This window comes from Eggerthella lenta DSM 2243 (assembly GCF_000024265.1).
In the GTDB taxonomy this organism is placed as follows: Bacteria; Actinomycetota; Coriobacteriia; order Coriobacteriales; family Eggerthellaceae; genus Eggerthella; species Eggerthella lenta.
This window is the reverse complement of record NC_013204.1, coordinates 3,157,807-3,170,595: the sequence shown is the minus strand read 5'-3', so window position 1 is coordinate 3,170,595 and position 12,789 is coordinate 3,157,807. Positions and strand designations below refer to the sequence as shown.

The 12,789-nt window shown below is 63.6% G+C and carries 11 protein-coding genes; 3 read left to right on the top strand and 8 right to left on the bottom strand.

Annotated features, from left to right (window positions below; genetic code table 11):
- Positions 1-118 precede the first annotated feature (118 nt).
- Positions 119-796: a TetR/AcrR family transcriptional regulator gene (locus ELEN_RS13685; RefSeq protein WP_009306848.1), complete on the top strand. Its 678-nt coding sequence runs from the start codon at positions 119-121 to the stop codon at positions 794-796.
- Between the two features lie 245 nt (positions 797-1,041).
- Positions 1,042-2,316 carry an MFS transporter gene (locus ELEN_RS13680; RefSeq protein ID WP_009306847.1) on the top strand — a complete coding sequence of 425 codons (1,275 nt, stop codon included), beginning with the start codon at positions 1,042-1,044 and terminating at the stop codon, positions 2,314-2,316.
- A gap of 314 nt (positions 2,317-2,630) precedes the next feature.
- Here ELEN_RS13680 and ELEN_RS13675 read toward each other — a convergent pair whose 3' ends face one another.
- Positions 2,631-3,353, bottom strand: coding sequence for an anaerobic ribonucleoside-triphosphate reductase activating protein (locus ELEN_RS13675; protein ID WP_009306846.1), 723 nt, complete (start codon positions 3,351-3,353; stop codon positions 2,631-2,633).
- Positions 3,354-3,356: 3 nt separating this feature from the next.
- Positions 3,357-3,974 carry a pyridoxamine 5'-phosphate oxidase family protein gene (locus ELEN_RS13670; RefSeq protein WP_009609416.1) on the bottom strand — a complete coding sequence of 206 codons (618 nt, stop codon included), beginning with the start codon at positions 3,972-3,974 and terminating at the stop codon, positions 3,357-3,359.
- A gap of 362 nt (positions 3,975-4,336) precedes the next feature.
- Here ELEN_RS13670 and ELEN_RS13665 point away from each other — a divergent pair, with 362 nt between their 5' ends.
- Positions 4,337-6,778 (top strand): ribonucleoside triphosphate reductase, encoded by a 2,442-nt coding sequence (locus ELEN_RS13665; protein WP_009306844.1) that lies wholly within the window; start codon positions 4,337-4,339, stop codon positions 6,776-6,778.
- 501 nt (positions 6,779-7,279) lie between these two features.
- Here ELEN_RS13665 and ELEN_RS13660 read toward each other — a convergent pair.
- The 6 genes from ELEN_RS13660 to ELEN_RS13635 form a co-directional block, all read right to left on the bottom strand.
- Positions 7,280-8,248: a hypothetical protein gene (locus tag ELEN_RS13660; protein ID WP_114518157.1), complete on the bottom strand. Its 969-nt coding sequence runs from the start codon at positions 8,246-8,248 to the stop codon at positions 7,280-7,282.
- A complete protein-coding gene (locus ELEN_RS13655) occupies positions 8,205-8,843 on the bottom strand; it encodes an RNA polymerase sigma factor (RefSeq protein ID WP_015761382.1) in 639 nt (212 codons plus the stop codon). Before ELEN_RS13655 ends, ELEN_RS13660 begins: the two co-directional genes overlap by 44 nt.
- Positions 8,844-9,038: 195 nt before the next feature.
- Positions 9,039-10,862, bottom strand: coding sequence for a hypothetical protein (locus ELEN_RS13650; RefSeq protein WP_015761381.1), 1,824 nt, complete (start codon positions 10,860-10,862; stop codon positions 9,039-9,041).
- Complete coding sequence (locus ELEN_RS13645) at positions 10,855-11,451, bottom strand: RNA polymerase sigma factor (protein ID WP_015761380.1); 597 nt, start codon at positions 11,449-11,451, stop codon at positions 10,855-10,857. Before ELEN_RS13645 ends, ELEN_RS13650 begins: the two co-directional genes overlap by 8 nt.
- A 236-nt stretch (positions 11,452-11,687) precedes the next feature.
- Entirely contained in the window at positions 11,688-12,113 is a 426-nt protein-coding gene (locus tag ELEN_RS13640) for a TOBE domain-containing protein (protein ID WP_015761379.1), read from the bottom strand.
- 126 nt (positions 12,114-12,239) lie between these two features.
- The gene (locus ELEN_RS13635; protein ID WP_015761378.1) at positions 12,240-12,626 is read right to left on the bottom strand and encodes a hypothetical protein; all 387 of its coding nucleotides are present in this window, start codon (positions 12,624-12,626) and stop codon (positions 12,240-12,242) included.
- Positions 12,627-12,789: the final 163 nt, after the last annotated feature.

The window sequence follows — 12,789 nt, the reverse complement described above, 5'->3', positions numbered from 1 at the left end:
ACGCATGCGCACCAGTATGATGCTGCCCAGGACGTGCGGCAAACTTTTTCTTGCCTTCTCCATTGGAGGAGCGTAGGATACATACCGTTGGTATGTAACGTGATGGAGAGGAAGGCCGATGGCCCGCAACAAGCATCCCGAGGAGACGGTGAACCTCATCCTCGACGTGGCCTTGGCCCTGTTCTTCGAGAAAGGGTACGACAATACCAGCATTCAGGACATCATCGATGGGCTGGGCGGCTTGACGAAGGGGGCGGTGTACCACCACTTCAAGTCGAAGGAAGACATCCTGTCGGCTGCGCTCGACCGCGACAACCAAGCGCTGTTCGACGAGCTTCGCCGCATCCGCGACGACGGCCGCATGACCGGTGCCGAGAAGCTGCAGGCGCTGTTCGCGGCATCCATCACCGGGCCGCAGATGGACATGTGGGCCAAGGCGGCCCCCGACGTGGATCCGGTGAAGAACGCGCGTTTGCTGGGCCTGCAGTACCAGGCGGTGCTCCAGGAGACGGTACCCGATTTCGTGTTGCCCATCGTGGAGCAGGGGGTGCGCGACGGCAGCATCCAAACCGATCGTCCGCGCGAGTTCAGCGAGGTCATCGTGCTGTTGGCGAACCTTTGGGTCAGCCCCATGTTCCGTTCCGCCACCGCCGAGGAGCTGCGTGCGCGCGTCGATTACTACCTCGATATCGTGAAGGCGCTGGGCGGCCTGTCCCTGGAAGTAGGCGGGCTGGCGACCATCCTCGAGGGGTATCGCAGCCAATTTCACGAAAGGCTTGATGCTATGAGCTCGTAAATACGTACGAATGTTTCACGTGAAACATTCCGGCAGCACGAAAGCGGGCAAGGGAAGGTCGAGCGAGCGGATGTTCCCGGCTGTCGTTGTGAGCGAGCGCGGCGAGTCGAAGGGCCCCGCTCGGGATGACGGCGCGTGCTTGCGGTTTCCTCTTGCGATGTCTTAGCGAACCCTGGTTGCCTGGCAACCTTCTTTTTTACCCAATATACATACCGACTGAATGTATGTAAAAGAAAGGAACAATCATGAACACCCTGCTCAACCGATCGTTCGTTTCGGTGATCTTCGCGCAGATTGCTTCGTTGTTCGGCGATGCCGTGCTGCGCTTCGCCCTGCCGCTGTACGTGCTGAACCAAACGGGCTCGGCGGCGCTCATGGGCGCGGTGTCGGCTTGCGCGTGGATCCCCTACATCGTGCTGACGCCCATCGGAGGGGTTGCGGCCGACCGCGTGAACAAGCGGCGCATCATGGCGGCGCTCGATATCCTTCTGGCTGCGACGTGTGCGGCGTTTCTCGCACTCGACGGCGTCATCGACCTCGTCGGCCTGTGCATCTGCGCGCTCATCGTCCTGTACGCCGCGCAGAGCGTGTACCAGCCCACCGTGCAGGCGGCGGTGCCGTTCATCGTCCCGCGCGACGGCATCGTGCGCGCCACCGCCATCGTCAGCCAGATCAGCGCGCTTTCGGGCCTCGTGGGCCCGGTGCTGGGCGGCTTGCTGTTCGGCCTGTTCGGCATCGAGCCGGTGGTGTTCGTGTCGGGAGCGGCGTTCGCGGTTTCTGCCGTGCTCATCGTCACCGTGGTGCGCATCCCGCGCGACGCCATCGAGCGCAGCGGCGTGGGCGTGGTGCGCACGGTGGCGAACGACATCGTCGAGAGCTTCGCGTTTCTGCGCCACGAACGCACGGTCATCCTCAAGGTGATCTTCCTGGTGGCGGGCATCAACGTCACGCTGACGGCGTTCATCCTCATCGGCGCGCCGGTTGTGATCACGCAGATCCTGGGTCTGCCGAACCAGTACATGGGCTTCGCCGAGGGTGCGCTGGCGTTGGGCGGTTTGGCGGGCGGCGTCTCGGTGGGCGTGTTCGCCGGGCGTTTGCGTCTCAGCCGCGCGCCGCTGTTCCTGCTGGTGGCGGCCTTGGGGTTGCTGCCCATCGCCGTGGTGCTGGGCGTGCCGATGGACGCGATGCTGGCGTACGGCATCGTGGTAGCGGGCCTGTTCGCATCCATGGCGTGCGCCACGATGTTCAGCATCCAAGCCATCTCGTTCGTGCAGCTCGAGACGCCCGGCCACCTGGTGGGGAAGGTGATCGCGCTTACCATGTCGCTGGCGAACTGCGCGCAACCCGTGGGGCAGCTCATCTACGGCGGCCTGTTCGACGCGCTGCGCGGCAACCTCGTGCCGGTGGCGCTGGGCACGGCGGCCATCGCATTCGTCATCGGTTTGGTTACGTTCCGCGTGCTGAGGAAGGGCTTGGCCGAGCTGCAAGCAGCCGTGCCGGGGGCCGCAGATGCGCGGTGAAAACCCTGATTTTTGGCAGTTTTCGACGGGATTCTGCCGTCTCTTTCTGAACTCGTTGCTTTATGCCGAGACAGAGCTTTTGCCTGGATGTATCGGGTCTGGTTAGGGGGCCGGACGCGGAAAGGCCGAAGGGCGCGGGCTTTCTCGATGACAGAATCGCGTCGATTCCTGCCGGAATTTCCCGTTTCCTATGCGCTGCCTGGTTTCGCGGGGTGTTGAGCGGTTCGTGTGCCGCGGGTTCCTCGATTGGCCGGAATTCGGGATCCGCAAGAGGCGCGTGCTTGCGGCATGCGAGGGCGCGGACCCTCGCGGCTCTAGTCCACCCCGCGCAGCTGAGCGCCCGGCACGACGGCCTGCAGCTCGGGCAGCAGTGCCCGCAGGTCGTCGGGGTCCCATGCGTGGAAGCGACCTTCGCCGCCCAGCACGCTGTCCGCGTCGATGAAGCTTTGCAGGTGCCACGCTTGTACGCCTTCGATCCACGCAGCCAGCGCGCGCAGGTCGTCGGCGGTGTGCAGCTCGCGCACCACGGTGGTGCGCACCTCGTAGGGGACCGCGCCCGAACGCAGGAAGTCGAGAGACTCCTGCACCGGCGCGAGGTCGAACGCGGGGACGCCGACGGTTTCGGCGTAACGCTCTGGCGCGTTCTTCACGTCCGTGGCCACATAATCCACAAGGCCTTCCTCAACAAGCGCGCGCAAGCGGCCGGGGAAGCTGCCGTTCGTGTCCAGCTTCACGGCGAACCCCAGCTCGTGCACGCGAGTGCAGAACTCATCGATACCGGACTGCAGCAACGGTTCACCGCCTGTGATGCACACGCCGTCGAGCAGCCCCTGGCGTTTGCCGAGGAACGCGAAGAGCTCGTCGATCGATAGGGCGCTGCTGTCCGCGGCCGCGCCATCGCGCCCCGCCTCGCCCGTCACCAAGTCGGCGTTGTGGCAGAACGGGCAACGGAAGTTGCAGCCCGGCGTGAATACCGTGGCCGCGGTCTTGCCCGGGAAATCGAGCAGCGTGAGCTTCTGCAAGCCGGCGATGCGCATGGCTCAGGCTCCTTCGCCGCCGAGGGCGGCGACTGGTTCCGCGCCCGCGACCGGGTCCGTCTGCCTGCCGGCATCCGTGCCGGCGCATCCGCCGTCGTCCGCGGCATCCGTGCGCCCGTCCCCGCTCGCATCGCCACGTGGTCCCGGATGCGCTTTGCCGCTTATCTCTTCGATGTCGATGGCCCACACGGACGTGTGCGGCCCTTCCTTCTCCATCGCTTTCCCGATGCTGCGCTTTGCCTCCGGCACGTACTTCATGCAGAGATCCACCAGCGCATGTTTGAACTCGGTCGCTTCGACGACCTCGCGGACGCGGCCGAATGTTATGGCCGACCGGAAGCTGGTCGAGAAATCGCCGTCTTCGAAGAACGCTTCGACGCCCGTCACCGCTGTCGCGCACACGCGATCGTCGCGACGAAAATCGACCGTCTTGTGCCCGCCCTCGTTTGTGGCGTGGAAGTACAGCGTATCGCCTCGCCGCACGAAGGAGAGCGGCACGCCGTAGGGCATGCCGTCATCGTCCACGGTGGACACGATGGCGAACTCGGCGGCGTCGAGTACGGCCAGCGCCTCGTCGCGCGGCATCGCGCGCTCGGCTCGGCGCAGGGGGAAGCGGGTCATGGCGGATGCTCCTTCTAGTTGGTTGCGCAGGGGTCTATCATAATCCCGCTGCGCCCTGCGATCAAACGCGTTGCCGCTCGCCGAAAGCTTCGGCGTCGGGCATCTGCAAAACGGCCCGCGCGGTGCTTTGTTCTAAACCCGCAGGTCGCTTTTCGAAGAGCTCCATCGAGCGCTCGCGCAAAACCCCAGATGGCAAAATCTACCATATATAGTTGTGTATTGTGGAGGCATATTCAACATATGGATTACAATCATTGACTGGCCCGGTGGACGCTGCTAGGGTGTTTGAAACCGCATGCGAGGCGCGGAACGGTTGGCAGTCGCCGCGCAAACGAAGCGAATCCACAGCAAAAGGAGCAAGCATGTACGAGGTCCAGAAGCGCGACGGAAAGATCGCGGAATTCGATATAGCCAAAATCTCAAGCGCCATCTCCAAGGCGTTCGACGCGCTGGAGAAGCAGTACCATCCCTCCACGATCGACCTTCTGGCCCTCAACGTGACCGCCCATTTCGAGCCGCGCATCAAAAACGGCATCATCAGCGTCGAGGACGTGCAAGACAGCGTGGAGGAGGTGCTGTCCACGGCCGGGTACGCCGACGTGGCGAAGTCCTACATTCTGTACCGCAAGCAGCGCGAGAAGGTGCGCAACGCCAACGCCACGCTGCTGGACTATAAGGATCTCGTGGACCAGTACGTCAAGGTGGAAGACTGGCGCGTGAAGGAGAACTCCACGGTCACGTACTCCGTCGGCGGCCTGATCCTGTCGAACTCGGGCGCCATCACGGCGAACTACTGGCTTAGCGAGATCTACGACGACGAGGTGGCGAAGGCTCACCGCAACGCCGACATCCACCTGCACGACCTGTCCATGCTGACGGGTTACTGCGCGGGCTGGTCGCTCAAGCAGCTCATCCAGGAGGGTCTCGGCGGCGTGCCGGGCAAGATCACGTCGAAGCCGGCCAGCCATCTGTCCAGCCTGTGCAACCAGATGGTGAACTTCCTGGGCATCATGCAGAACGAATGGGCGGGCGCCCAGGCGTTCTCCAGCTTCGACACGTATCTCGCGCCGTTCGTGAAGGCCGACAACCTGACCTACGAAGAGACGAAGCAGTGCGTCGAGTCGTTCGTGTTCGGCGTGAACACGCCTTCGCGCTGGGGCACGCAGGCGCCGTTCAGCAACATCACGCTGGACTGGGTGTGCCCGGCCGACCTGCGCGATCAGCCGGCCATCGTGGGCGGCAAGGAGATGGACTTCACCTACGGCGACTGCAAGGTCGAAATGGATATGGTGAACAAGGCCTTCATCGAGATCATGATCGAAGGCGATGCGAACGGTCGCGGCTTCCAGTACCCAATCCCCACCTACTCCATCACGCGCGACTTCGACTGGAGCGAAACCGAGAACAACCGGCTGCTGTTCGAAATGACCTCGAAGTACGGCACTCCGTACTTCTCCAACTACATCAACTCCGACATGGAACCGTCCGACGTGCGCTCCATGTGCTGCCGCCTGCGCCTCGACCTGCGCGAGCTGCGCAAGAAGTCGGGCGGTTTCTTCGGCAGCGGCGAGTCCACGGGCTCCATCGGCGTGGTCACCATCAACATGCCGCGCCTGGCCTATCTGTCCGCCGACGAAGCCGACTTCTACCGTCGACTCGACCATCTCATGGACGTTTCCGCGCGCTCGCTGCACACGAAGCGCGAAGTGGTCACGCGCCTGCTGGATGCGGGCTTGTACCCGTACACCAAGCGCTACCTGGGCACGTTCGAGAACCACTTCTCCACGATCGGCCTGGTGGGCATGAACGAGGCGTGCCTGAACGCGCAGTGGCTGCGCGCTGACATGACGCAGGAGCCGGCGCAGGCGTTCACGAAGGACGTGCTCAACCACATGCGCGCCCGTTTGGCCGACTACCAGGAGCAGTACGGCGACCTGTACAACCTCGAGGCCACGCCGGCCGAGAGCACCACGTACCGCTTCGCCAAGCACGACAAGGAGCAGTTCCCCGACATCATCACGGCCAACGAGCAGGGCAAGCCGTACTACACGAACTCGTCGCATCTGCCGGTGGGCTTCACCGACGACATCTTCAGCGCGTTGGACGTGCAGGATGAGCTGCAGACGCTGTACACGTCCGGCACCGTGTTCCATGCCTTCTTGGGCGAGAAGCTGCCCGACTGGAAGGCGGCCGCCACGCTGGTGCGCAAGATCGCCGAGAACTACAAGCTGCCGTATTACACCATGTCACCCACGTATTCGGTGTGCAAGAACCACGGCTACATCGCCGGCGAGGTGTACGAGTGCCCGTGCTGCCACGAGGAGACCGAGGTGTACTCGCGCATCACCGGCTACTACCGCCCGGTGAAGAACTGGAACGACGGCAAGTCGCAGGAGTTCGCCGACCGTGTGGAGTACGACTTGGGGCATTCGCATTTGACGCGAGACGGCGCCGTAGCCGTGACGGCCGCGGCCGAGACCGTCGGGCAGGCGGGCTCGCACGTGACGGTTCCGGGCATCGAGAAAGCCTCTGCGCCCGACCACAGCACGCTTCCCGCAGGCCTCTACCTCATTGCCACGCGGACGTGCCCGAACTGCAAATTCGCCGCAGCTGAAATGGATGCCGCCGGCATCGTCTACGAGGAGCTGCTGGCCGAAGAGAACGTGGAGCTGGCGCAGCGCTACCGCATCATGCAGGCGCCCACGCTGCTGTCCGTGGCCGCCGACGGCTCCGTGGACGTGATCCCGGGCGCCGCCGCCGTGTTCCAGCACGTCAATGCGATGAAAGCGCAGGTGACCGCCTAACCGCCGGCTTCGGTCGGTTTGAAACCAGGGCGTACCCGTCACCACATTCGCGAACGCGGCATCAGCATACCAGCAGCAAGCGCCCAGCAACTTCCGGGCCGGATCGAAGGATCCGGCCCTTTTGCATGCGGGGAGGTGCAGTATGGGGATGGCAAAGCTTGCGGGTGCTTTGCTGCGCACCGTGTCGACGCGGTTTGTTTCGCGAGTCTTTCCTGCGGGTGGGGCGACCGCTTCCTCAATGCTAGCATGCGACTGGTAATGCGAGCGTTTGGGTCGCAGCAAAATAATATAAGTCAATTCATCATGGACAAAAAGCTATAGTATTCTGTAGTTTTTTGACCTAAAAGAGAGGGATCGAGCATCAGGCAATTCCCATCATGCCTGGTGAGAAGCGCACCGCTTTGCCTTATCTTCATAGAGGATAAAGAAAATCGGCACTTTTTGTCCATGACTATATTGGTTATAAAAAGATACTGCGGCGCGCGGGTTCCAACGCGGCGTTCACCCTTCGTTGAGCTCGGTGATGTTGTAAAGCTTGGGCATTTGAGGCATCTTGCCGAGGTAATCGTCGATCTCCTGCTGGGAGGCGTCGCTTGAAGGAGGCTCGATGCTCTGAAATGCGGCACGGGCATCGGAATAGGCCTCGTATCGTTCGTCGAAATCGGGCACCGGAGCGATGCGGTACGTTTTCGTTTGCATGGAGCCGTCGGCGAACGTGGCGGTGAGCTTCAATCGGGAGGTCGAGATTTCCCGAGCCGCGCCTTTTTCGATGGCGGTATTCAGCTGCCTGCTCGCTTCGAGCGAGTTTTTGCCGGCAAGGGCCAATTCGTACGCTTCCTTCCCCTCTTCGGGAAGGGGGAAGCCGATGTAGATTTCTACGATACGCTGGTCGTCGATCGACTCCTGATGGTCGTAGTCGAACGTAACGGACTTGGTGTAATTGAACACGTGCTTGCCGTTGTCGTGCTGCTCGGCGGTGACGGTGTTATCGATGATCTCGAAGTAGCTGCGCTCGCCTTCGATTTCGTAGGTGACGGATTCGATGTTGTTCCCGACGCACCGCACAGGGAAATGATACTTGTATCCAGCCCATTCGTAGCTCCAGAACGTGTCGTCGGCTGGGTTGTACCAGGGACCGCTGTAGCCGCCGCCTCCCGTGAAGTCTTGGGACTCCAGCTCTACGGTTTTCCCCGGTCCGAACCCGCCGGGGCCGTTGATCGCGAAAGCCGTTGCGCCGATTCCCGCGACCAGCACGAGGCAGGCGGCGACGGCGAACCCGAGCGCCGAGCGTCGCCTGACCGACGCGCCTGTTCGGACGGTTGTCCGCACGGTTTTAGCGCTGCGGCCCCGGCGCCTGCCCGCTTCGCTCAGGGTCGCTTGCTTCAGCTGGTCCGGGACGTGCGTTCCTCGCATCATGGTGCGGTACTCATCCACGGTTGGGCGTGGGCCGGGGTTGCGGGGATCGGTCACGGTTCGGCTCCTTTCGGCACAGGGGGTCGCGGCAGCTTGCAAGGCTCGACTCGCGTTGGCCGCGGTCGTCTTCCAGCATGTTCCGCAACTGCTCGCGGGCGCGGTGGAGGCGGGTTCGCACGGTGCTGGGTCGGCATCCCGTGATGCGCGCGATCTCTTCGGTGGCGTAGCCCTCGACGTAGAACAGGTGCACCGGGATGCGCAGGTCGGGCGGCAACGCGCCCACGACCTCCCAGATGTCGGCGTCGAACGTGTCGGGGGCGGGGATGTCGGCATGCTCCCGCGTGAAGCCTTCCGTGCGGCGGTTCCAGGTCAAACGCGCCAAGTCGCGGCAGCGGTTCACCGTGACGCGCAGCAGCCAGGCTTTCAGGTGCTCGTCGCTTTCGAACGCGGTGTCGTGTTCCAGCAGGCGCATGAACACGTCCTGGAACACGTCGTCGGCGTCGCTGGGCGAGCCGGTCTGCGCCAGCGCGACGCGATACACGACATCGCCCCACGCGTCCATGGCTTCGAGCAAGAACGCGTCGGATCGAAGCGGTTTCGGGCTGTCGCGGGCTGCGGCGGGCTGGTTTTTTCGCTGGAACGGCAAGCGCATGCATTCACCTCTCTGGTAACAATACGGGCTAGGGTGCGGGATTGTTCTGAGGAAGGCGAAAAAGTTCGTTTGAGCGAATGCGCTTCGCGGGCGGCGTGCGCGCAGCCTCGAAGCCGCGAAGGCTGCGCCGATGGCCCAGAACGGGAAGGAAAGAGAGCTCCGCGCAGGGGAGGGGTGGCTGCGCGGCGCTTCTTCCTAGGGAAGGGTCAAAGCGCCGATGCGGTACGTTGCCGTGGTGCGACCGCCGTAAGAGGTGTTGCGGTAGTGGTACGAGAACGTGGGGTCGGCGAGGTCGCTGGCGGCGACGACGTGCAGCACCGTGAACGTCTTCGTCTCGCCGGGCTGGATCGGCACGAAGAACGGGTTCCCGTTCCAGCTGTCTATCGGATGTTCGATGCCGCTTGTCCACAGCGGCCAAGAAGGCTCGCTTTGGGCGAAGAACTGCTCTCCGCCCATCTTCTTGACGGTGCCGAACCAACCTTGCGTTGCGTCGGCGTACAGCGTCTTGTCCGACGTGTTGCGCACCGTGATGTCTATGGCCGCGTACGCGTATCCGTCGCTCGGCGCGCCATTCTCGTCGAGGGTGAATCCACCGTTCGCTTTGAAGAACTTGTTGGAGTCGTCGAGGTCGCCCGGATTGGGGAGGGCGAGGTTCTCCAAGCGCACCTCTGTGGGAAGCTGCGTGGCGACGGTACCGTTCGTGCAGGTCAGCAAGCCTTCGGTTGATCCGCCCGATGCCTGTTGATCGTCGATAACGTTGACGGGGAACCGCACGTCGATCGCCTCTCCCAGGCGCAGCGGGTTCTTGCATACCACCCACGTGTCCTGGGGCGTGACCGCCTCGTCCGGCTCGGCGGACGCGGGTTCGACGGCGGGCTGGGAGGCCGGTTCGGTGAGCGGGCGGTCGAGGCTTTGCAGCTGCTCGCCTTCGAACGGGAAGGGCTCGCAGTTCTCCTCGGCCACCGTGCCGTACAGGGTGTGGATCCAGGTGTATCCCTCGCTGCGCTTGTTCAGCCTCTCCTGCACGTCGCCTTCGAACGGGTCGACGATCTGCGGGATCAGCTCGAGTGCGGGCGTGCCGTTCGTCTCGGACGGCACGAGCTTCGCCTTCACGTCGGCGGCGGTCAGCTCGATGGACTTCGTGGCGTGGCTGCCGTCGGCCTTTTCGATGGTGACGGTGAGCGTCGCGCCGTCCAGCGTGTCGATGTAATCCTGGTAGCCGGTGACCGCGCCGGCGTCTTCGTTCGTCCACAGCCCGAAGCAGTAGTCGGACAGGCGCGAGCCGATCTCGTCGTTCACGGGCAGATCGACGGTGCTTCCCAGCCGTTGGTAGCACTTCACGCCGACGGTCTGGTTGTCGGGCTGCTCGCTTTCGCTGAGGGAGCTGACGGGTTGTACCAGGTCGTAGGCGCCGAAGAATGCCCCTTCGCCGATGGATGCCGTGCTCCATTGCTGCGCTTCGGCCCAGCGATCGGGGTTGCTCGCCGCCTGGAACTCATCGTAGGTGTAGCGGTACAGCTCGCCTTTGTCGATGTGCGCCTGCACGCGCACGATGTCGTCGCCCTCGATGCGGAACATGCAACCGGTGTACACGCCTTCTTCGGCGTAGCGGTCGTCGGGCGGCACGCGGAACAGGATGTCGGCCTCGAACAGGATGCGCCCGTCCTCGCCCATGGCCAGCAGCGAGTTGCCCGAGGCGCCGTAGGCGTTGATGGCGAAGCCCAAGGGCCCCGCGTTCTTGGCGAAGCGGGGAACGGCCAGCGACAGCCCGACGAGCACGGCGAGTAACAGTAGGCATGCCGCAACCGCGAAGCCCCGGAAGCGGTGTCTCTTGACGGAGAACGGCGTCGGCGCAGGACCCGCCTGATGGCGGGGCGCGGCGGACCCGGTTGCTCCGGTCGGTCTGGTTTGCTCGCTCTGCTGGCTCTCGATGCGGTCGAGGACGGCGCGCGAAAGCTCGCGCGGTGCGTTGGCCCTGTTCATCAAAGCGGCGTATCGGGTCAAAGGGTCGTCAGTCATGGGGCACCTCCTTTCGCTGGTCGCGGTGCGTGCGAGGGTCGGGTACGACGGACGGAAGCGCGGCATGCGCTCCCGTCCGCTCGCTTTCGCGCGTCAACAGGTCTTTCACCCGCGCGCGGGCGCGGGACAGCCAGGTGCGCACAGTGGCGGGCTGGCTGTGCAGCATGCGGGCGATCTCGTCGGTGGTGTAGCCCTCGACGTAGTGCAGGTGCACGGACGAGCGCAGGTTGTCGGGCAGCTGGCCCACCGCGTCCCAGACGTCGGCGTCGCGCGGGTCGCGCACGAGCTCGGCGATGTCGTCTCGTACGGGATCGAACGCCACGGTGTGGCGGTTCCAGTTCGATTTCGCCAGGTCGCGGCAGCGGTTGATGGTCACGCGCAGCAGCCACGCCTTGAGGTGCTCGGAGCTGGTGAACTCGGTGGCGTCGCCGTACAGCCGCATGAACACGTCCTGGTACACGTCCTCGGCATCGGCCTTCGAGCGCGTTTGGCTCAGCGCCAGGCGGTACACGGCATCGCCCCAATCGGCCATGGCGCGCGCCATGAAGGCCTCCGTGCGATCCGGCTGCGCGTCGTTCTCTGCGGTCATCGATCCACCCCCTTACCCAAGCATACGAGTGGGAGGGCGCGATTGTTTCAACGATTTCGGAGTTTGCGGAATCTACGCGAGAGCCTCGCCGGGACGGATCCGCCGGCCGCGCCTCGCGCTCGAGTGGCGGACTGCGTAAAGCGCAGAACGGAAAGGAGATCCGGAAATGCAGCAAGGCCGCGTGCAGGACGCGGCCTTGCTGGTGCGAGCGTTGCTCGCAGATGCTATGGAAGCGGTTACTCCACGCCCACGATGACATCGGTGGACTTCACGATGGCGAGCGCGGTAGCACCCTCGGCGAGACCCAGATCCTCGATGGCCTCGTTCGTGATGGAGCCCATGATGCGTGCGCCCTCGGGGGTCTCGATGGCCACATGACCGTTCACGGCGCCCTTCTTCACGGACGCGACCGTTCCGGCGATCTGGTTGCGGGCCGAGATGCCCTGGATGCGCTCGGAGCCGGCGGCGAACATCACGTTGCTGGCCTTGATGATGGCCATGGCGTCGGTGCCCTCTTTGAGACCCAGATCGTTGATGGCTTCCATGGTGATGTCGGCTTTGACCACGGTAGATCCCAGGTCGATGGAAACGACGCCGTTCACGGCGCCCTCGGCGATGGCGGAGACGGTGCCCTTGAGCTGGTTGCGAGCGGATATCTTCATAGCAGGTTCCTTTCGTTGGGGGCTTCCGGCTTCTGCGGAGCCCGTTCGACATGGTCACAGTGTCGCGGGTTCGGACGCGGTGTGGAAGAAGTCCGTGGGAAATGACTCCGGTTCGTGTCATTTCGTTCAAGCTCGTGCATTCTCGTGTACGAAACCATGCGAATCCGTGGAGGGGTCATGAAGCTTGTGCGTTGCGCCACGCCCGATAGGGTTTATACTAAGACGAAGATTATATGTGCATGAGGATGATTTCGAGAATGGGCGACCGTGCGGTATCTCGTGGATGGCCGCAACGTGACAAAGCGCGATCCCGCGACGAGCGGGCGTGGGCAGCTCGGGCTTGTCCTCGCGCAGCTCATCGATGCTCTCGCCGTCGCCGCTCTCGTCGCCGAACGCCTGCGGCGCCGACGCGTACAGCGTGTTCGCCGCGGTGCCGCAGGCGGCCAGCGCTCCCAGCGCTCCGGCCGATGCGACGAACGTGCGGCGGGTCAGCGCAGTGCGATCTGTTGACATGCAACCCCCTCCATTCTCGTTTCATGCGAGGCCGCTCATGCGGTGGCGCGGCCTCTCCGTCTGCGGTGAACTATAGGTGCTCGCCGCTCGCGATGTTGTCACCAGAATGTTGTGATATTTCTATTTTCCCAGTTCAAATGCATCACCGTGTCACCATGTCCGC